Source organism: Pseudomonas sp. 9.3L (assembly GCF_058536285.1).
This window is the reverse complement of sequence record NZ_JBZUBK010000001.1, coordinates 2,662,501-2,681,025: the sequence shown is the minus strand read 5'-3', so window position 1 is coordinate 2,681,025 and position 18,525 is coordinate 2,662,501. Positions and strand designations below refer to the sequence as shown.

Annotated in this window: 20 protein-coding genes (1 of these 20 only partly in view); 9 read left to right on the top strand and 11 right to left on the bottom strand. The window is 59.1% G+C overall.

The features are described 5' to 3' along the window. Positions 1-31: 31 nt before the first annotated feature. Positions 32-214 carry a DUF6026 family protein gene (locus tag AC4LE2_RS12325; RefSeq protein WP_491826034.1) on the bottom strand — a complete coding sequence of 61 codons (183 nt, stop codon included), beginning with the start codon at positions 212-214 and terminating at the stop codon, positions 32-34. Between the two features lie 317 nt (positions 215-531). Here AC4LE2_RS12325 and gnd point away from each other — a divergent pair, with 317 nt between their 5' ends. The 5 genes from gnd (at position 532) to nudC (ending at position 5,666) form a co-directional block, all read left to right on the top strand. Continuing rightward, positions 532-1,509, top strand: a complete 978-nt coding sequence (gnd, locus tag AC4LE2_RS12320; RefSeq protein WP_491826033.1) for a phosphogluconate dehydrogenase (NAD(+)-dependent, decarboxylating) — start codon at positions 532-534, stop codon at positions 1,507-1,509. Between the two features lie 100 nt (positions 1,510-1,609). Next, positions 1,610-3,118: a glucose-6-phosphate dehydrogenase gene (zwf, locus tag AC4LE2_RS12315; protein WP_491826032.1), complete on the top strand. Its 1,509-nt coding sequence runs from the start codon at positions 1,610-1,612 to the stop codon at positions 3,116-3,118. Beyond that, positions 3,115-3,954, top strand: a complete 840-nt coding sequence (locus tag AC4LE2_RS12310; RefSeq protein ID WP_491826031.1) for an HAD family hydrolase — start codon at positions 3,115-3,117, stop codon at positions 3,952-3,954. The genes zwf and AC4LE2_RS12310 overlap by 4 nt, the downstream gene beginning before the upstream one ends. A gap of 37 nt (positions 3,955-3,991) precedes the next feature. Further along, positions 3,992-4,804, top strand: coding sequence for a crotonase/enoyl-CoA hydratase family protein (locus tag AC4LE2_RS12305; RefSeq protein WP_491826030.1), 813 nt, complete (start codon positions 3,992-3,994; stop codon positions 4,802-4,804). A 28-nt stretch (positions 4,805-4,832) separates the two neighbouring features. Further along, positions 4,833-5,666 (top strand): NAD(+) diphosphatase, encoded by an 834-nt coding sequence (gene nudC, locus AC4LE2_RS12300; protein ID WP_491826029.1) that lies wholly within the window; start codon positions 4,833-4,835, stop codon positions 5,664-5,666. Here nudC and AC4LE2_RS12295 read toward each other — a convergent pair. The 7 genes from AC4LE2_RS12295 to efeU all read right to left on the bottom strand — a co-directional run bounded on the left by AC4LE2_RS12295 (position 5,634) and on the right by efeU (position 12,674). Then, on the bottom strand, positions 5,634-6,413 hold the full coding sequence (locus tag AC4LE2_RS12295) for a TSUP family transporter (protein WP_491826028.1): 780 nt from the start codon (positions 6,411-6,413) through the stop codon (positions 5,634-5,636). The two genes, nudC and AC4LE2_RS12295, sit on opposite strands and share 33 nt — an antisense overlap. Positions 6,414-6,505: 92 nt before the next feature. After that, positions 6,506-7,270: an SDR family oxidoreductase gene (locus AC4LE2_RS12290; protein ID WP_491826027.1), complete on the bottom strand. Its 765-nt coding sequence runs from the start codon at positions 7,268-7,270 to the stop codon at positions 6,506-6,508. A gap of 12 nt (positions 7,271-7,282) precedes the next feature. After that, positions 7,283-8,350, bottom strand: coding sequence for a phosphotransferase family protein (locus AC4LE2_RS12285; protein WP_491826026.1), 1,068 nt, complete (start codon positions 8,348-8,350; stop codon positions 7,283-7,285). Between the two features lie 120 nt (positions 8,351-8,470). Further along, complete coding sequence (gene efeO, locus AC4LE2_RS12280) at positions 8,471-9,295, bottom strand: iron uptake system protein EfeO (protein WP_491826025.1); 825 nt, start codon at positions 9,293-9,295, stop codon at positions 8,471-8,473. Positions 9,296-9,323: 28 nt separating this feature from the next. Next, entirely contained in the window at positions 9,324-10,613 is a 1,290-nt protein-coding gene (gene efeB, locus AC4LE2_RS12275) for an iron uptake transporter deferrochelatase/peroxidase subunit (protein ID WP_491826024.1), read from the bottom strand. 11 nt (positions 10,614-10,624) lie between these two features. Then, positions 10,625-11,821: an iron uptake system protein EfeO gene (gene efeO / locus AC4LE2_RS12270; protein ID WP_491826023.1), complete on the bottom strand. Its 1,197-nt coding sequence runs from the start codon at positions 11,819-11,821 to the stop codon at positions 10,625-10,627. Between the two features lie 10 nt (positions 11,822-11,831). Beyond that, positions 11,832-12,674 (bottom strand): iron uptake transporter permease EfeU, encoded by an 843-nt coding sequence (gene efeU, locus AC4LE2_RS12265; protein ID WP_491826022.1) that lies wholly within the window; start codon positions 12,672-12,674, stop codon positions 11,832-11,834. A gap of 253 nt (positions 12,675-12,927) precedes the next feature. Here efeU and AC4LE2_RS12260 point away from each other — a divergent pair, with 253 nt between their 5' ends. Beyond that, complete coding sequence (locus AC4LE2_RS12260) at positions 12,928-13,332, top strand: TraR/DksA family transcriptional regulator (protein WP_491826021.1); 405 nt, start codon at positions 12,928-12,930, stop codon at positions 13,330-13,332. Between the two features lie 80 nt (positions 13,333-13,412). Here AC4LE2_RS12260 and AC4LE2_RS12255 read toward each other — a convergent pair whose 3' ends face one another. Next, on the bottom strand, positions 13,413-13,664 hold the full coding sequence (locus AC4LE2_RS12255) for a DUF2789 family protein (protein WP_491826020.1): 252 nt from the start codon (positions 13,662-13,664) through the stop codon (positions 13,413-13,415). Between the two features lie 296 nt (positions 13,665-13,960). On the opposite strand from AC4LE2_RS12255, the gene AC4LE2_RS12250 reads away from it, so the two are divergent. Together AC4LE2_RS12250 and AC4LE2_RS12245 are read left to right on the top strand one after the other, a co-directional pair. Beyond that, positions 13,961-14,431, top strand: a complete 471-nt coding sequence (locus AC4LE2_RS12250; RefSeq protein WP_491828122.1) for a hypothetical protein — start codon at positions 13,961-13,963, stop codon at positions 14,429-14,431. A gap of 66 nt (positions 14,432-14,497) precedes the next feature. Next, positions 14,498-15,505 (top strand): ABC transporter substrate-binding protein, encoded by a 1,008-nt coding sequence (locus tag AC4LE2_RS12245; protein ID WP_491826019.1) that lies wholly within the window; start codon positions 14,498-14,500, stop codon positions 15,503-15,505. A 53-nt stretch (positions 15,506-15,558) separates the two neighbouring features. Here AC4LE2_RS12245 and AC4LE2_RS12240 read toward each other — a convergent pair whose 3' ends face one another. Next, the gene (locus tag AC4LE2_RS12240) at positions 15,559-15,936 is read right to left on the bottom strand and encodes a termination factor Rho (protein ID WP_491826018.1); all 378 of its coding nucleotides are present in this window, start codon (positions 15,934-15,936) and stop codon (positions 15,559-15,561) included. Positions 15,937-16,108: 172 nt separating this feature from the next. On the opposite strand from AC4LE2_RS12240, the gene AC4LE2_RS12235 reads away from it, so the two are divergent. Continuing rightward, on the top strand, positions 16,109-17,917 hold the full coding sequence (locus AC4LE2_RS12235) for an aminopeptidase P family protein (RefSeq protein ID WP_491826017.1): 1,809 nt from the start codon (positions 16,109-16,111) through the stop codon (positions 17,915-17,917). A gap of 25 nt (positions 17,918-17,942) precedes the next feature. Here AC4LE2_RS12235 and rhtA read toward each other — a convergent pair whose 3' ends face one another. Continuing rightward, on the bottom strand, positions 17,943-18,525 hold the 3' portion of the coding sequence (gene rhtA, locus AC4LE2_RS12230) for a threonine/homoserine exporter RhtA (RefSeq protein WP_491826016.1). 302 nt of this gene lie beyond the right edge of the window; the window shows 583 of its 885 coding nt (coding positions 303-885); its start codon lies off the right edge, out of view — the gene reads right to left on this strand; its stop codon occupies positions 17,943-17,945.

The following is an 18,525-nucleotide window of genomic DNA, read 5'->3' as shown; positions in this document are numbered from 1 at the left end:
GCACGGCGGGCGCCGTGCCTGCGCTGGAGCGTTAAGCCAGTTGCGCTACAGAAACGGTGCCGATTCTGCTGATAGCAGACAGGGGAACCATGGCGCTAAGCTGGGCAACCTTACGCTTCAGTTGATCCCGCTCGACCTTAAGGTCGTCCAGTTCTTCGCGACGGATAGTCACGTACAGGGTTTGAACTGGTTTGGCTACGGCTACATTACCCATTTTGCTCACCTCAGATGGCGGACCACTACGTTAAGGAAGTACCTCGTGGGGGGGTCCCCGCCGGGTTACTTACTTGATCGGTTCCGATTCTGGATTCTTTAATCGGGTTTGGGAACTTATTTCTTTGAGGCGATATGCCATCGCGCCTGCGAAATGACGTCAAAGCCACGTCGTTCGTGGGCTTGACGTCATACGCCGTTCGTCGGGAGCTTTTATTCAGCTCGCTGAAACCTTTATCACGGCGCTTCGGACTAACCTTCAATGGCAGGCTGCGATAAGCTGTAACGGCTTTTCTTACATTTTTTGGAGTTACCGGCATGCAATTGGGAATCGTGGGACTGGGCCGCATGGGTGGGAATATTTCTAGACGCCTCATGCGTAACGGCCATCACACGGTGGTCTACGACCGCAATGAGCAGGCTGTGCAGGCGCTGGTCCCGGACGGCGCCAAGGGCGCGCAGAGCCTGGAAGACCTGGTCGCACAGCTGGATCGCCCGCGGGCCGTATGGGTGATGTTGCCGGCCGGGCCACCGACGGAAGACACCATCAAGGAACTGGCCGCGTTGCTGGAGCCTGATGACGTGATCATCGACGGCGGTAATACGTTCTACAAAGACGATGCCCGTCGCGCCAAAGCCCTGACCGAGCAACAATTGCATTACGTCGATGTAGGCACCTCGGGTGGGGTGTGGGGCCTGGACCGTGGCTACTGCATGATGATTGGCGCAGAAACAGAGGTGTTCGACCGCCTTGAGCCGCTGTTCGAAACCCTGGCGCCAGGGGTGGGTGACATTCCCCGCACCAAAGGCCGCGAGGCCGAACACATACGGGCCGAGAAGGGCTACATCCATGCGGGCCCGGCGGGGGCAGGGCATTTCGTCAAGATGATCCATAACGGAATTGAGTACGGAATGATGCAGGCCTTTGCTGAAGGCTTTGATATCCTCAAAACCAAGAACTCCACAGTGCTACCTGAAGACCAGCGCTATGACTTGCACCTCGCCGAGATCGCCGAGGTTTGGCGTCGCGGTAGTGTGGTGTCGTCGTGGCTACTGGACCTGACTGCCGATGCCTTGGCGGCCGATCCTGATCTGGCGGGGTACTCGGGTTCGGTGTCCGACAGCGGTGAAGGCCGCTGGACGATCGATGCGGCCGTCGAGCAGGCCGTACCTGTACCTGTACTGGCCAGTTCATTGTTCGCCCGTTTCCGCTCCCGGCAGGAAGCGACTTATGGAGACAAGATGCTGTCTGCCATGCGCTTTGGTTTCGGCGGCCATATTGAACTAAAGAAATAACCCTATACCCATGACCCTGGCGGCGCGCCGGGGTCATGAGGCTTCACGTCGCGCGCCAACGGCCGCGCGGCGCCTGCCCATCGACGCTGGAGACAGCAGTATGAAGCGAGGCAAGACCACGGCCGATCCGGCCCCCCCGGCAACACTTTTCCTCTTTGGCGCCCACGGCGACCTGGTCAAACGGCTGTTGATGCCGGCACTGTACAGTCTGGCGCGGGACGGCCTGCTTGACCCCAATATGCACATAGTGGGTGTGGACCATAACGACGTGGGTGACGCCGAATTTGCCGAGCGCCTCAAGGCGTTTATTCTTGAGCAGGCTCGCGCCAAATCACCCGAGCTGGCAGATAAGGCCATTGACCCGACGATCTGGGCGCCTCTGGCAGAACGTATCAGTTACGTGACCGGCGACTTCACAAGCGACGAAACCTACCAGACCATTGCGCGGGTTTTACAAGACAACGGCACGCCCAACGCAGTGTTTTACCTTGCCACCTCGCCTAGGTTCTTTACCGAGGTATCACAGCGGTTGAGCCGTGCAGGCCTGCTATATGAGCAGCCGGATGCCTACCGCCGGGTAGTGGTAGAAAAACCCTTCGGGTCGGACCTGGCCACCGCTCAAACGCTCAACCGCGAACTGCTTGAAGTGATGACTGAGCGGCAGATCTACCGCATCGACCATTATCTGGGTAAAGAGACCGTCCAGAACATCATGGTTAATCGGTTTTCCAACGGCATCTTCGAGGCGTTCTGGAACAACCACTACATTGATCACATTCAGATCACCGCTGCCGAGTCGGTAGGGGTTGAAACCCGCGGTAATTTCTATGACCAGATCGGTGCCCTGCGCGACATGGTCCCTAACCACCTGTTCCAATTGCTGGCCATGGTCGCCATGGAACCACCGGCCGCCTTTGGCGCTGATGCCGTGCGCGGCGAAAAGGCTAAGGTGGTGGGCGCAATTCGCCCATGGTCTACCGAGGAGGCCGCGTCCAACTCGGTGAGGGCACAATACAGTGCTGGCGATCAGCAACTGCCAGGGTACCGTGACGAGCAGCGGGTAGACCCCGAGAGCACTACCGAAACCTACGTAGCGCTCAAGGTGATGATCGATAACTGGCGCTGGATGGGGGTGCCGTTCTACCTGCGTACAGGCAAGCGCCTTGGCGTGCGTGATACCGAGATTGCCATCTGTTTCAAAGCCGCCCCCTACGCGCAATTCCGTGACACCGCTGTGGACTACATCAAGCCCAACTTCCTGCACATACAGATCCAGCCCGACGAGGGCATGTGGTTCGACCTGCAGGCAAAGCGCCCAGGGCCTGCACTGGTGATCGATAACGTAAAGCTAGGCTTTGCCTATAAGGACTTTTTCCAGATGCAGCCGTCCACCGGGTACGAGACACTGCTGTACGACTGCTTTACAGGTGACCAGACATTGTTCCAACGTGCGGATAACATTGAAAACGGCTGGCGCGCCGTGCAGCCCTTTATCGATGCCTGGAAGCAAGGGGCGCCACTGCATGAATACCCTGCCGGCGCCAGTGGCCCGGACGCCGCTGACGAGCTGTTGGCGCGTGACGGCCGCGCCTGGCACTCCTTAGGATGAGCGGCCTTATCAAGCTGGCCCTCAGCGATATGGACGGCACCCTGCTGCGCCCCGACCACAGCATTGCGCCAGCAGTGCTGGCTGCCGTAGCCGAACTGCAGCGCGTCGGGGTGCAGTTCACCCTGGCAAGTAGCCGGCCGCCTCGGGCAATGCTCGATCAAGCCAAGGCGCTGGGGGTAACTGCACCACTGGCAGGTTTCAACGGGGGAATGCTCGCTTACCCGGACGGCCAAGTGATTGAAACGCACTCGATCCACCCTGAGGCTGTGCGCTCGGCATTGGCCTTCTTCGCCAACCACCCCGTTGATGTATGGCTGTTCAGCGGGGGCGACTGGTTGCTCAAGGATTACTCCGCCGCTCACTTGGAAACTGAACGACACGCGCTGGGTTACGACGCTGTGCAGGTGGATGATTTCACTCCCTATCTGGAGCGTGTGCAGAAAATCGTAGCGACCACGGCAGATCATGGCCTGCTGGAGCGCTTGGAAGCGCAGATACAGCCTCTGCTTGAAAGCACTGCGCACGCGGCTCGTTCTCAGACCTATTACTTGGACATCACGGCGCTCGCCGCTGACAAAGGCAAGGCACTGGAACGGCTATCCGCCCATTTGGCGATACCGTTAACCGAAACCGCTGTATTGGGCGATGGTCATAACGATGTAGCGATGTTCAAGCGGGCAGGGCTGGCGATTGCCATGGGGCAGGCAGCGCCTGATGTAAAAGCGCAGGCCCATGAGGTAACGGGCAGCAATGCCGATGACGGTGTGGCTAGCGCGATTGAGCGCTTCATTCTGCCGCGTGCCCCCGGAAACGCTTCCGCAGCTCCTAGGCGCTGACAGCCTTTACAGGCGATAGCTACAAGGAATACGCCCTATGGGTGAGTATCAGTCATTTTGTGTAAGCCGGCAGGGGCCGGTGGCGTTGGTTCGAATCAATCGGCCTGGCAAGCGTAACGCAATGGATGCCGCTTTCTGGGTGGAAATAGAAGCCATCTTCTGCGAATTGGATGTTGATGATGACATTCGTGCCGTAGTGCTAGGCGGCGTAGGTGCACATTTTAGTGCAGGTATCGATTTGGCGTTGCTGGCTCAGATCGGCGCTGAGCTTGGGCCAGATGCAGGCCGGAACGCTCGATTGCTGCGGCGCAAGATCCTCGGCCTGCAGGGGGCTCTAAGCGCCGTAGAGCAGTGTGCCAAGCCGGTACTGGCTGCGGTTCAAGGCAGCTGCATCGGTGGGGCAGTCGATTTGATTGCGGCCTGCGACATGCGGTATTGCAGCGAAGATGCGTGCTTCTCCATCAGGGAAGTCGACATGGGTATGGCGGCCGACGTGGGTACGTTGCAGCGCTTGCCGCGTATTATCGGAGACGGCATGTTGCGAGAGCTGGCGTATACCGGGCGTGACGTTGGTGCAGTGGAGGCGTTAAGTATTGGGCTGGTCAACCGCGTGTACCCCACCCATGAGGCATTGCTGGAGGCCGTCATGGCGCTAGCGGCAAACATCGCTGAAAAATCGCCCCTCGCCGTGACCGGGACTAAACGTATGCTCGGTTATATGCGTGATCACTCGGTAGCGGATGGTCTGGACTATGTCGCTACCTGGAATGCTGCCATGTTGCAGTCACCCGATCTGAAGCTGGCCATGGCAGCACGAATGAGCAAACACACGGCGCGGTTCGAGCCATGATCCGCACGGGTATGGGTAGGGTTCATACATGATGCATCGATGGACAACAGCAGTACTGGATATCGGCTTTAACGGGGGCCTCGCGGTCGTCCGAAGCCCGGAGGGCTTTATGTTCGGTCAAGACGGCCGTGTGCTGTTTGATCGAGAGCAGGTTAAAGCGTTGCAGGGGCCTGTGGCGCTGGAGCACGGCATTGGCTACCTCGACGATCAGCCCGTATTCCTGGTTGAATATGACGCCGCCATGGAGGTCGACGGCTGTCAATGGCAGGGTCTGCGCCCCTTCATGGTGCAAGCGGACTTCAAGTACTACCAGGTACTGGCCTATGCGGCCCAGATTTCTACCTGGGCACGAGAGCACCGGTTTTGTGGTAGCTGTGGGCAGCCCATGACACAGGTGCCTGGTGAGCGGGCCATGGCCTGCAGCGCCTGTCGCCTGCGCAGCTACCCACGGATCTCGCCGAGCATGATTGTGTTGATCACGCGCGGTGATGAGATCCTGCTCGCACGTTCCCCACGGTTCGTAAGTGGCGTGTACAGCACCTTGGCAGGGTTCGTTGAGCCTGGCGAATCTGCAGAGGACTGCGTAGTGCGCGAAGTGCGAGAGGAGGTCAGCCTGGAGGTGCGCAACATTCGCTACATGGGTAGCCAATGCTGGCCATTCCCGCATTCACTCATGCTGGGTTTTCATGCCGAATACGCCGGGGGCAGCATTGTGCCTCAGGCCGACGAGATAGAGGATGCCCGCTGGTTCTCGGTTCACGCGCTGCCGCCCTTGCCAGCGCCTCGCTCTATCGCTCGCTACCTAATCGACCTGTATGTGGCACGTCGGTTAGGCCTGCCCGAACCAGTGCTGCCACGCTAGACGTACGGTCAGGGCGAGTACGACGGTGATGAACACCGGCCGGATGAACGAAGCGCCGCCATTGATGGCGGTACGTGCCCCCAGGAACGCGCCCACCATCAGGCTAGCCCCCATGGTCAGGCCAATGACCCAGTCCACCTGACCTGACACGATGAACACCATCAGCGCCGCCACGTTGCTCACGAAGTTCATGCTACGCGCCACGCCACTGGCCTTGACCAGATCGATGGGGTAGAGCAACAGGCTGCTGACCGTCCAAAATGCGCCAGCACCTGGCCCGGCCACGCCATCGTAAAAGCCTAGTGTGAACCCCTGGGGCCCTTGCCATTTGGTTGGAATGGGTGCGTTGCTGTCCAGCGGCGCTTTGGGCGTACCTCCGAAAAGCAGGTACAGCCCGCAAGCGAATACGATCACCGGCAGCATTTTATTTAGCCATTCAGCGGGCAGGTAATGGGCGACAACCGCGCCTAGAAATGCACCAACTGCCGTGCACACCAGGGCGTGACGCCATTGCCGTGGGTTGAACAGCCGACGACGATAATAGGTAACACTGGCGATGGCCGAGCCGAACGAGGAGCTGAGCTTGTTAGTGCCCAGAACCAAATGCGGTGGCAAGCCGGCCGTCAGCAGTGCTGGTGTAGTTAATAGGCCGCCGCCTCCGGCAATGGCATCGATGAACCCGGCAAGGAACGCTACGCCTGCGAGGATCGCCAGCGTAGTAGGGGCAACACTTAGATCGAAAGGCATGGTTCAGGCTGCGCAAGAGGACCAAGGGGCCGGCATTCTAACGAGGCGCAGGGTACTGGCGCCACTGCCCGCCCGCCAGGAACCTGTATGGGTTACGCCAGGTAGCCGCCGTCCACGTTCAAGGCGGCGCCGGTGGTATAGCTTGACGCTGCGCTAGCCAGATATAGCACCGCGCCAGCCATTTCTAAGGGCGCCGCGACCCGACCCATCGGGATATGGGTCAAGGCTTGGGCGAGGATTTTTTCGTTATTGACCAACGCTGAAGCAAAACGCGTATCAGTAAGGCCTGGCAGCAATGCATTGCAGCGGATACCCAGCGGTGCGCACTCCTTGGCGAACACCTTGGTCATGTTGATGACCGCCGCCTTGGTCATGGAGTACACCCCTTGGTACATGCCTGGCGACACCCCGTTGATCGAGGCCACGTTGATAATGCTCCCCCAGCCCTGAGCCCGCATCAGCTTGCCGGCCTCCACGGACATGAAAAAGTAGCCGCGGATATTCACGTCCATGGTTTTTTGGAACGCAGCAGGGTCGGTATCCAGCACGTGGCCAAACTGAGGGTTGGTGGCCGCGTTGTTCACCAAGATGTCCAAGCGCCCATAGCGGGCCCTGAGGGTGGCGAACGTTGACTGGATTTGCTCCAGCTCGCCGATGTGGCAGGCCATCGCTGTGGCCTGGCCGCCGTCGGCGATGATCGCATCAGCCACGGCCTGGCACCCTTCGAGCTTACGGCTCGTGACAATCACATGGGCACCCTGGCGTGCCAGGAGGCGAGCTATGGCCTCGCCAATGCCTCGGCTGGCACCAGATACCAAGGCAACATTGCCGGTGAGGTCAAACAGGTCAGTGGTCATGGGGGGCCGGTCTCATAGGGGGGAGTTGTCGATGACCTGCACGCTCATGCGCTCAAGCAAGGCGTTCATATCGATAAATTGGGCAAAACGAGGGTCATGGCTTTGCCCATGGTAGTGACGGTAATAAATCTGCTGGATGATGCCTGCAATACGAAACAACCCCTGTACGTAGTAAAAATCGAACCGCTCCACTGCCAGGCCCGAGCGCTCGGCGTAGTAGGCGACCATTTCGGCCCGCGTAAGCATGCCCGGGGCATTGCTGGGCTGGCGGCGGATTCGCTGCACAGGCTGCGGATCGGATGCCTGAACCCAGTACGCCAGGCAGTTGCCCAGGTCCATCAGGGGGTCACCCAAGGTTGCAAGCTCCCAGTCCAGAACGCCAGTGATGCGGGTGGGGTTGGCAGGGTCGAGTATCACGTTGTCAAAGCGGTAGTCATTGTGCAAAAGGCTGGAGCGGCCACTGTCGGCAGGCAGCTTGTCGTGCAGCCAGTCAGTCACTGCGGCCCAGCCTGGCGCATCGGGTGTCAGTGCGTCGGTGTAGCGTTGTTTCCATCCGTGAATCTGCCGCGCCACATACCCTTCAGGCTGGCCAAGATTGGCCAGGCCGCAGGCGTGGTAGTCCACATTGTGGAGCTCTACCAGGCGGTCCAGGAAGCTCTTGCACAGCGCGGTGGCATCACTGGCGCGCATGCCCAGCGGCGCAGGCAAGTCTTTGCGCAAAATTACTCCTCGCAAACGCTCCATCACATAGAAGGGCGTTCCGATCACGCTTTCGTCTGAGCACAGCAGCACCGGACGAGGGCAATAGCAGAAGCTGCGGTTGAGTTTCTCCAGGATGTGGTACTCCCGGGCCATGTCATGAGCACTACGGGCCTTTTGCCCAAAGGGCGGGCGTCGGAGCACCAGCTCTCGGTCCGGGTAGGTCAACAGGTAGGTAAGGTTGGATGCACCCCCTGGGAACTGGCGGATAGCCAGGCTGCCTGTCAGGCTTGGAAGGTGGGCTTTGAGGCAAGCGTCGATGCTGGCGCTATCGAGCGTGTCGCCGTCTTGCAAGCTGATGGTCTGGTCGTTGAGCGCCATGCGTATCCCTTGGTTGGCAGGCGCCTGGCTGAGCACGTGGGTTGGCTTCGCCAGGCGTTACAAGGGTAGCAGGGCGGGCGCACGCTTTGGGAATAACGCCCCGCCTTCTGCGAGTGCCGCTTAATTCAGGCCGAGCTTGCCACGCAAAGTGGAGAGGTCTTCGGCCAGGGCGTTGACTGGGCCAATCATGGCTTTACGGTCACGCTCCTTGACCTTGTCATAGGTTTCAAAACCACCGTCTTTAGTCTTGTACTTGGCCAGGAGGGTGTCTACGGTAGCAAAGTTTTTGTCCAGTTTACTAACGAAGGCTTTGTCCTGGTTCTCGATATGAGGCCTGAACAATTCAACGATTTTCTTTGCTCCGTCCACATTGCCCTGGAAGTCATACAGGTCGGTGTGGCTGTAGCGGTCCTCTTCGCCCGTTACCTTGGTGGCGGCAACCTCCTCAAGCAGCGCGGCCGCCCCGCCTACGACTTTCTCCGGCGGGAAGGTCAGCCCGGCGATACGACTTTGCAGGTCCTTCACATCCTTTACCAACTGGTCAGCGAACCCCCCCGCGCCTTGAGTGGTGTTCTTGTCGAACAGGTAATACTCAATGCGATGGAAACCGGTGAAATCCTCGGCGGTCACGCCTTGCTCGTGGTCGTCCACACGGGAGTCGATCGAGGCGTCCAGGTCGCTGAACAGTTCAGCGATGGGCTCGATGGCTTCGTAATGCATGCGTGTCGGGGCATAGAGGCGTTTGGCGGTGGCTGTGTCCCCAGCCTTGACTGCCTTGGCAAAGGCATCGGTCTGGGACACCAACTGGTCGACTTCCTCAGTCACGTAGATCTTGTAGTCCGAGATAGGCTGCACCAGGTCTAGTGCAGTGGGCGCGGCGGCGGCAAACGCCGGGTTGGCCAGTGCGCCCAGGCTGAGCATGGACGCAAGCAAGGTCTGTTTCATGAGGAGGCATCCCGTAGTGAGTGGTACGTCAGGTGGTGAGCGGTAAAGGTTTGGCCTGCAGTAAGGAACGGCCGATGAAGTCTTGGTGGTCGCGCACCCCTGGCAGGGCGAAAAAATACCCGCCGCCGGTGGGCTTTATATACTCCTCCAAGGGCTCGCCATCGAGCCTGCGCTGTATGGTGATAAAGCCTTTCTCCAGGTCAGCCTGGTAACAGATGAACAGCAAGCCCATGTCCAACTGGCCATTCTTGTTCACGCCGTTGGAGTAGTTGAAGGGCCTGCGCAGGATCACGTTGGCCTCACTGCCGGGCGTGCGCGGGTTGGCCAGGCGGATGTGTGCATCCAGGCGGGTCAGTTTGCCTTCAGGGTCGTTCTGATACGCGGGGAGGGTGAATTCGTCCCCGCCCTGCATAGGCGCGCCGCTGGCTTTCTGTCGACCAAAGATGCTTTCTTGCTCCTGCAGGGGCGTGCGGTCCCAGCGCTCCACGAAGTTGCGAATGATGCGCACTGCCTGGTAGCTGCCTTGGGCAGCCCAGGCGGGCTCATCACTGCCGGGTTGAACCCAAACCAACCGATCCATCTGCATGGTATCGGTTGAGTCCGGGTTGGCGCTGCCATCACGGAAGCCTAAAAAATTACGCGCGCTCTGCGCCACGTCGCCCGGCTTGGTAGGGGCTTGAGCAGGCACGCTGCCCTCTTGTTTCCAACGCACGAAGAGTAAGTCGGGCAGTGCCTTGATGACGTCCCGCAAGGCGTGGATGTTACTGTCCGGCGTGTTGGAGCAAAACTGCAGGGTGAGGTCGCCATGACAGCGGTCTTCCTCCAACGCGTCGTTAGGGAAGCCTACCATGCGGCTAAGCCGACGCGGTTTGAGCGCTTCCAGCCCATACCGGTCATCGAACAGCGACGCGCCGACGGCCACCGTGATCGTGAGGTTATCGGGCGTGACCACTGGGCCCAGAATGCCGGAGTCCGCAGGCGGGAGCTTAGGGTCCAGAGTGTCAACCGGCCCACCTTGGGTCAGGAAACGGATACGTTCGTCCAGCGTGCGGAACAGCCGTTCCAGGTCCTTGCGGTCATTGGCCAATACGTCGAACGCAACGACCATGCCCGCTGCCGGGCGAGGCGTGACGATGCCCGCCTGGTGCAACCCCTCATAGGGGTGGCGGTCTTCGGTACGCTCACTCTTGGGCGCTTCGGTGACCTTGCCTTCATTGGCGCGGGCGAGCATGGGGCAGCCCAGGGCGGCGCCAGCGGCGCCCAGGCCCATTAATAGGAGGCGGCGGTCGGCAGAGGGAAGGGTCGTGCGGTCAGTCATTGCTAGAGCCTTTAGAGGTCGGACAGGCCAAGGGCCGGGTCGATGCCATCCAGGGCGTCGGCCAAGGCGCGGGCGCGGTCGGCAATAGCTTGGCGCTGCGCTTGGGTCACGTGGTCGTAAGGCGCAAACCCTGAGGCAGTGCGTTGGGCTTGCAATTGTTCATTCAGGGCGGTGCTGGCCTGGTCAACGGCGGCTTGGGTCGCTTCGGCAGTTTTTTCCAACAGCGGGCGCAGCAACCCGATGACTTTTTCGGTGCCTTCCAGGTTAGCCATGAAACCGTTGAGGTCTTGGTGGCTATAACGTTCTTCCTCGCCCGAAAAGCGGTGCTCAGCCAGAGTGCGCAGGTTGCGCGACACCATCGCCACCCATTGATCCGGAGGGATGGGCTGGGCGAGCAATTGGGCCTTGAGCGCAGTGACGTCTGTTAGCAAGCGTTTGGCGACAGGCATCAGTACCTTGGCATCGCTGGGCGTGCCACTGAACAGGCCATATTCCAAGCGATGGAACCCAGAAAATGCTGGGTCTTGCTCGCGCTTCTCGAAGTAGTCCGCCCGTGCATCAATAGCGTTGGTCAGCTCAGCGAAGCGTTGTGCAGCCGGGGCAATGCGTTGATAGGCAGCTCTGGCAGGCGCGTACAGCGTGCGGGCCTGGCTCAGGTCGTCGGCATCGATAGCGTCCGTCAGTGCAGCGACCGCTTTGATCAGCGCGCTGCCCTGTTGGCTAAGATAAACCCGGTACTCAGACAAAGGGCCGATGAAGGTCGTCAGTGAAGGGCGCGCCTTGGCCTGAGCGTCCGATTCAGCCGTGGCCGTTACCGTCAGTGTGCCGCGAGGGTTGCTGAGCAACCCGCAGGTGATGGCATAGCTGCCGGGTGCAAGGTCGGCAGTAATCAACTGGCTCAAACCAGGGGCGATGTTCTCTCGCTCTTCGAGCACCAGTATGCCGTCGAGTATTTCCCATTCCACCGCTCGGTCTGAAGCGTTGACGATGCGGAAGGCGGTTTTTCCGGCAGGCACGCTGAGGTTGGAGGGCTCGCACTGGTGGCCGAGGATGGTAACGACGGTCTCTTGACCGGTGTGCGCCTTGCGCTTTTGCGCAGCCACTTGGGCGGCATAGTAAAACAGGCCGCCAGCGGCAATCATCAAGACCACTGAGCCGGCTACCGCCACGCGCAGCAAGCGTGACGGCCGAGAGGTTGGATTCGGCATGAAATGGCCCTTAGGGGTGGGTAATGGTAGAAGGCACGGCGGCTTGGCTGCTGCGGGCGGGCGTAAAGAACAGCGCCATGGCCACAATCAGGTAAAGGGCCCAGGCGCCGAAGGTGCTGAGGGTGGGCGTTTCTTGATAGCCAAACATGCCAGCGAGCACGGCCCCAACTGGGCTGTCCATGGGCAGGCGTGTACTCCAGTCGACGACAACGTATTGCCAGTGATTCCAGAGGCCTGCTTCGTGCAGGGCCTGCACTGAGTTGGCCAGGATGCCTGCAGCGACAACCAGGATAAACAGCCCAGTCCAGCGGAAGAACCGCGCAAGGTTCAGCTTCAGGCTGCCACGGTAGAGCGCCACCCCTAGCAGAACCGCGCAGGCCAGGCCCAGCAATGCCCCTAACGGGGCGCTGCTGCCATCACTTTGCTGAAAGACTGCCAGCAGGAAGAACACGGTTTCCAGGCCTTCTCGCGCTACCGCGAAGAACACCATCGCAATCAAGGCAAATACGTGATTGCCTGCGCCTGTCAGGGCGTTGTCCAGCGACGCCTGTAGGCTGTGTTTGATAGAGCGGGCGACCTTGCGCATCCAGAATACCATTGAGCTCAGGATGACGACGGCCACCAGGCCAATGATGCCTTCGAACAGTTCTTGCTGCTTTTGCGGAAACTCGGCACTGGCCAGCTCAAGACCACCGCCTGCCAGCAAGGCGACGGCACACGCGAGGAACACACCCACCCATACGGCAGGCATCCATTCGCCACGGCCGGTTTGCTTCAGGTAGCTGGCAATGATGCCAACGATGAGGGCAGCTTCGATGCCTTCACGCAGCATGATTAAGAAAGGAACGAGCATGAGGCACCGCGAAAAGCGAATAAAGTGATGAGGTTTTGTAACATAATGAGACTGATTATTGAACTCACTTAGCAGCAAATTTCATTTTTGTGTCATCTTTCCAGCCCTACATGGGTATCCATTTGACCTGTCGGTATTGCCGCTAAGCCCTCACGCCCGTAGACTCCCGCTCCTCATTTGACTATTGCCCGTCGCCCGGTTCGACCGGTGCGACCGTCCACCGATCCGTCTCACCAGGTTTATCGAGATATCAATGACGAAGGAAAAGTTGCTGGCGATGCCGGCCGATGACTACATGAACGCGGAGCAGCAGGCGTATTTCACTAAGCTGCTGCAAGCCATGAAAGTCGAAACTCAAGCCCGCATCGACGAGAGCCGCTCGGCCATCGAAAGCCTGGACTCCCCGGCAGACCCTGCCGACGCAGCTTCCGTCGAAGAAGAGCGCAATTGGTTGGTTAACGCGATTGACCGCGACCAGCGCCTGCTTCCTCAGTTGGAACAGGCCCTTGACCGGATTACCGAAGACACCTTCGGCTGGTGTGAAGACAGTGGCGAGCCCATCGGCCTTAAGCGTCTACTGATTAGCCCTACGACCAAATACTGCATCGAAGCGCAAGAGCGCCATGAGCAGATGGACCGTCACCAGCGCCAGGCTTGACGCTGGCCTGCCGCCCTTGAAACGGGCCCTTGCGGGCACCGTTGGGTTGGCAGGGCTTGACCGCGCCCGCACCGCTGACCTTAGCTGGCCGCCTGATTGGCGTCGTGGTGTAGGCGAACGTTGAGTTCGTCGACCCACATGGCGTGCTCCCCGTCATCCATGATGGACTCTTTAAACAAAGCAGCTTGGGCGTCGGTCCAAAAGGCCGCTTCGGAGACTTTAACGTCTGCGGGAAGTTGATGTTCGTCGATGAACTTGTCTATTGCATGTGCGTCGGTATCCAGCCCGAGTTGCGCGAAAAGGCTTTCCAGGCTGTGATGTACGTCTTCCATAAGGGCTCCAGTTCAACGTGATGTAGGTTTGATTGCGTCCTAGATCTGAACCCCAGGGCAGGGCGGGAGTTCGCCTCGCTTACATCCGTTTTCATCAATAATCGGAAAGAGCTTTTCTTTACCGCTATTTTTAGATGAAAATCCCCTGGCCGCCGTCTACATCAAAGGCGCCTTTCCAGGGGGGCGTGCTGTGGCGGGCTATTTTTCTAAAAGCGATTCTCCTTCGTGCGCGTCTACTCCCGGCGCGACCACGCGTTGCGAATGCGACCGTTTTTCATCGGGTTGAGGATTTTTCTTTGGCAGTCAGCAATCTGGATATGCACGCCCTTTTTGTGTTGGGCGAGCTTCGGGCCAAATTGGTCAAGTTATTTCAATCCCGCTTTGTCTACATCACCGAACAGTCTGCGGACAGTCTCTATATGTCCGAAATCGACACCGAGACAGCCTTGGTGGTGGACGACAAGCCAGGCCTCCAGTTAAAAGCCGGCGATCATTTCCGTGCAGCCGTGCTGCCCAGCCGTGAAGGCGGCAAGTTGGAAGTCAAGTTTCGGGACTTGAAATTCACCATCAATGGTGTGGGCGAGTACGCCTTTGTCGAAACGCCCCTTGGCAACGGCGTGGTGTTTCGCCAAGGTCAGAGTGTGATGCTGGTGTTCGCTGCCACGGAGCAACTCGTGGGTGGGCTGACTAAACCATTGAAAGCTGCGGTGGCCAAGGCTGCCAAATGGCGCAACGGTGAAATCGTTTTCAAGGCCAGTGAACAATAAGGCACAGTGCTTGGCGTTACCTCGGCTAGTCTATTGGCACTCAATGGTTCCCGCTGGAGGTTTTCAATGAACAAACTCGCTACATGGCTTGCAGGTGCATGCACGGTGGTCGGCCTAACAGCGTCGATCAACGCCGGTGCCGCAGAAACCGTTCGTTTTGCCGGGCTGAACTGGGAAAGCGGCAGCTTGATCACCGAGATGCTCCGGTATGTGGTCGAGAAGGGCTACGGGTTGCCTACCGAGACCTTGCCCGGCACCACCGTGACCCTTGAGGCGGCCCTGGCCAAAAACGATATCCAGGTCATCGGGGAAGAATGGGCAGGGCGTAGCCCAGTGTGGAATGAGGCTGAGGCCAAGGGCCAGGTAAAGGGGCTGGGCGACATCGTAAAAGGGGCAACCGAGGGCTGGTGGGTGCCGGCGTATGTCATCAAGGGTGATCCAGCCAAAGGTATCAAGCCAATGGCACCCGGTCTTGAAAGCGTTCAGGACCTTGCCCGATACAAGGATGTGTTCAAGGACCCTGAAGCACCTGAAAAAGGGCGCTTTCTCAACAGCCCCTCGGGCTGGACGTCTGAAGTGGTCAATGGGCAGAAACTCAAGGCGTATAACCTTACTGAGAGTTTCACGAACTTCCGGGCTGGGTCCGGTGCTGCCCTGGATGCAGAAATCACCTCGTCGGTGAAGCGTGGCAAGCCTGTGCTTTTCTATTACTGGAGCCCTACGCCGTTGCTGGGCCGCTATGAGTTCATCCAGCTTAGAGAACCTTCTTTCAATGGGGACGCCTGGAAAACACTGACAGACGCCAGCAACCCCAACCCACAGCCTAGCCGTTCGCTGCCGTCACGGCTGTCTATAGGTGTATCGAAGGCATTTGAGGAAGGGCACCCCGAGATAGCGGCATTCTTCGCCAAGGTTGAAATCCCCATCAAGGATTTGAACAGCGCGCTGGCTACGATGAGCGAACAACATCAGGAGCCTGATGCCGCTGCGTTAAAACTCCTGCGCGCTCATCAGGCGTGGCTGGATACCTGGCTTCCCACTGACGTGGCCACTAAGGTCAAAGCCACGCTTTGATGTTCCGAAGGGGTCGGCTACGTGGCGATGCCACGTAAGCCGGTGTTGGGTTTTCAGGAGGCATTGCTAAGCGCGTCGATCAAGCCCTGCTTATTCATGGCAGACCGCCCTGCAATACCTTTCGTCCTGGCCTCCGCTAGCAGTGAAGCCTTGGTCTGCGTGGCCAGTGACTCCGTACTGTTTCGAGCCTTGCCTGTTCGGCTGCTGGCCGCGCGCTCGGCGCTGTCATGACGGGCACGGGCTTTTTTTTTGGGTGGGGATTTGGTGCCGCTGCCTGACTTCTCACCACCTCCACTCTGCTTGTTGACGGTAGCCCAGGCTCGCGCCTCGGCGGTCTCAGTAGGCACGCCTTTGGCTTCATACTGTTTCTCGATAGCCTCGGCTTGGTCTTTTTGCTTGGCCGTGTATTTTTCTTTGCTGCCACGGGGCATGGTAAACCTCCAGCATTGACGTTTAAGTAAGCGGCGATTGCCTTCGCGCGACGGCGCTTCTGGTTTAGGAACAACCGAAAAGCGTTAGTTCACTGTCTACCTGTTGTCTGTCGCTTGCTGCCCTGTGTAACCTCGCTCATCATTGGCGTTTATTTCTGTCGCTGGAGCTTAGATGAACCCTTCTTCCCACTCCCGGCCTGCGGTTGCCGAGCGCATTGCTAGCGTGCGCGCCATGCTCGCCCGTGAGCGACTTGACGGGCTGCTAGTTCCTTCAGCGGATCCGCACCTCTCTGAGTACTTGCCTGAGCACTGGCAGGCACGGCGATGGCTATCAGGGTTTAACGGTTCCGTGGGTACACTTATCGTTACCCCAACGTTTGCTGGGTTATGGGCTGATAGCCGCTACTGGGAGCAAGCCGAGCGGGAGCTGGCAGGCACTGGCGTGGTATTGATGAAGCTGCAGCCGAGTGAGCCTGGGCCCTTGGAGTGGGCAGGTGAGCAATTACCTGCAAATGGCTGCCTGGCTGTAGATGCTCGTGTGTTGGCGCTACAGACCGAGCGCACCCTGAAAGAGAAACTCGCCCCCCGAGGGATTACCCTGCGGGCGGATCAGGACTGGCTCGCTGCGCTGTGGCTCGACCGTGCGGATCTGCCGACGGCTGCCGTGGTGGCGCACCTTGCACCAGAGGCCACGGAAACCGTAACCAGTAAACTGGCCAGAGTGCGTGAAGCCATGGCTAAGGCAAAGGCAAGCGCCCATTTCATTGCAACCCTCGATGACATCGCCTGGTTGTTCAACCTGCGAGGCAGCGACGTCAGTTACAACCCGGTGTTTCTCGCCTTTGCCTGGGTAACCCCTAACGCAGCTGTGCTGTGGGTAGGGGAGGGCAAAGTGTCTGCCCAGCTGTGCGCCCTGCTGGCCGAAGACGGGGTGGAGGTACGAGATTACGCTGCGGCCATGACTGACCTCGTCAATCTGGGCGCGGATGTCACGCTGTTGATCGACCCTGCGCGGGTAAATGCGGGTGTGATCGCTGCGCTACCGGAGTCGGTCACGCTGGTAGAGCAGATCAATCCCAGTACGCTGTTCAAGGCAAGCAAAAGTGAGGCTGAGCTGTCTCATGTGCGCCGCGCCATGGAGCGCGATGGGGCTGCGCTGTGTCAGTTCTTCTCTTGGCTGGAGCGGGCTTTGGGTGCTGAGCCTGTTACCGAAGTTACTTTGGATGAGCAGTTGATTGCAGCACGCGCGCGGCAACCGGGCTACGTGTGCCCTAGTTTTGCAACGATAGCGGCGTTCGGGGCCAACGGTGCCCTGCCTCACTATCGTGCGACAGAGGCGGCTCATTCGGTAATTGAAGGTGATGGCCTTCTGTTGATTGACTCCGGTGGCCAATATGTAGGCGGCACTACCGACATCACACGAATGGTTGCAGTGGGCACGCTCACTCAAGAGCAAAAAGCCGATTGTACCCGTGTGTTGCAGGGGCTTATCGCGTTATCCGCAGCGCAGTTTCCAGAGGGCATTCTCACTCCGTTACTCGATGCCATTGCACGCGCACCTTTGTGGGCTGAGCAGGTGAACTATGGTCATGGCACTGGGCACGGGGTGGGCTATTTCCTGAACGTGCATGAAGGGCCCCAGGTGATTGCGTATCAGGCTAACCCTGGGCCGCATACAGCTATGCGGGAGGGCATGATCACTTCAATTGAGCCAGGCACGTATCGGCCTGGCCGCTGGGGCGTTCGTATCGAAAATCTGGTGGCGACGCGTGAAGCGGGTCGTAGCGAGTTTGGCCACTTCCTGCGCTTCGAAACCCTCACCCTCTGCCCTATCGATACCCGCTGCTTGCTGATCGAGCATCTGGCCCAGCACGAGCGTGAATGGCTTAACCAGTATCACGCTGAGGTATACGCGCGGTTGTCGCCATTAGTAGAAGGCGATGCCTTGGCCTGGCTGAAGGCGAATACGGCTGCCGTTTAGCCATACTGTTATAAGGCACGAAATGTCAGTCCGCAGCGACCACTGCGACTGACTGGCGCGATTGAGTGAAGGTGGCTCCGGCTGAGGCGCAGATAATGGCAACGATGGCGAACCACTGATTCAGTGCCAACTGTTCGCCCAGAAATACCAAGCCGGATAGGGCGCCAATAGCGGGCTCCATACTCATTAGAATGCCGAACGTGCGTGCAGGCATCCGGGTGAGGGCGATCATTTCCAGGCTGTAGGGAAGGGCGGTAGACAATATAGCCACGCCGATGGCGGCAGGTAGAATGGCAGGGTTGAGCAATGCCAAGCCTGCTGACGCTACGCCAAAGGGCGCTAAGCAAATGGCGGCGATGGCAACGCCCAGGCCAGCGGTTTGCACGCCATGGGTTTCACCCGCTTTCTGTCCATACAAGATATACAGCGACCAGCAAGCACCGGCCCCAAGTGCTAGCAATGCACCTCGCAGGTCGACACCGGTTGCTGACGATGCCCAGGGCACCAGTAGCAACATGCCCGCCAGCGCCAGAGCAATCCAGCAGAAGTCTACCCTCTTTCTGGAGGACAACACCGCTACTGCCAGTGGCCCGGTGAATTCCAGTGCC

Excerpts from the sequence above, each read along its gene's own strand:
- AC4LE2_RS12325 (WP_491826034.1), bottom strand. The coding sequence starts at position 214 with ATGGGTAATGTAGCCGTAGCCAAACCAGTTCAAACCCTGTACGTGACT.
- gnd (WP_491826033.1), top strand. The coding sequence starts at position 532 with ATGCAATTGGGAATCGTGGGACTGGGCCGCATGGGTGGGAATATTTCT.
- zwf (WP_491826032.1), top strand. The coding sequence starts at position 1,610 with ATGAAGCGAGGCAAGACCACGGCCGATCCGGCCCCCCCGGCAACACTT.
- AC4LE2_RS12310 (WP_491826031.1), top strand. The coding sequence starts at position 3,115 with ATGAGCGGCCTTATCAAGCTGGCCCTCAGCGATATGGACGGCACCCTG.
- AC4LE2_RS12305 (WP_491826030.1), top strand. The coding sequence starts at position 3,992 with ATGGGTGAGTATCAGTCATTTTGTGTAAGCCGGCAGGGGCCGGTGGCG.
- nudC (WP_491826029.1), top strand. The coding sequence starts at position 4,833 with ATGATGCATCGATGGACAACAGCAGTACTGGATATCGGCTTTAACGGG.
- AC4LE2_RS12295 (WP_491826028.1), bottom strand. The coding sequence starts at position 6,413 with ATGCCTTTCGATCTAAGTGTTGCCCCTACTACGCTGGCGATCCTCGCA.
- AC4LE2_RS12290 (WP_491826027.1), bottom strand. The coding sequence starts at position 7,270 with ATGACCACTGACCTGTTTGACCTCACCGGCAATGTTGCCTTGGTATCT.
- AC4LE2_RS12285 (WP_491826026.1), bottom strand. The coding sequence starts at position 8,350 with ATGGCGCTCAACGACCAGACCATCAGCTTGCAAGACGGCGACACGCTC.
- efeO (WP_491826025.1), bottom strand. The coding sequence starts at position 9,295 with ATGAAACAGACCTTGCTTGCGTCCATGCTCAGCCTGGGCGCACTGGCC.
- efeB (WP_491826024.1), bottom strand. The coding sequence starts at position 10,613 with ATGACTGACCGCACGACCCTTCCCTCTGCCGACCGCCGCCTCCTATTA.
- efeO (WP_491826023.1), bottom strand. The coding sequence starts at position 11,821 with ATGCCGAATCCAACCTCTCGGCCGTCACGCTTGCTGCGCGTGGCGGTA.
- efeU (WP_491826022.1), bottom strand. The coding sequence starts at position 12,674 with ATGCTCGTTCCTTTCTTAATCATGCTGCGTGAAGGCATCGAAGCTGCC.
- AC4LE2_RS12260 (WP_491826021.1), top strand. The coding sequence starts at position 12,928 with ATGACGAAGGAAAAGTTGCTGGCGATGCCGGCCGATGACTACATGAAC.
- AC4LE2_RS12255 (WP_491826020.1), bottom strand. The coding sequence starts at position 13,664 with ATGGAAGACGTACATCACAGCCTGGAAAGCCTTTTCGCGCAACTCGGG.
- AC4LE2_RS12245 (WP_491826019.1), top strand. The coding sequence starts at position 14,498 with ATGAACAAACTCGCTACATGGCTTGCAGGTGCATGCACGGTGGTCGGC.
- AC4LE2_RS12240 (WP_491826018.1), bottom strand. The coding sequence starts at position 15,936 with ATGCCCCGTGGCAGCAAAGAAAAATACACGGCCAAGCAAAAAGACCAA.
- AC4LE2_RS12235 (WP_491826017.1), top strand. The coding sequence starts at position 16,109 with ATGAACCCTTCTTCCCACTCCCGGCCTGCGGTTGCCGAGCGCATTGCT.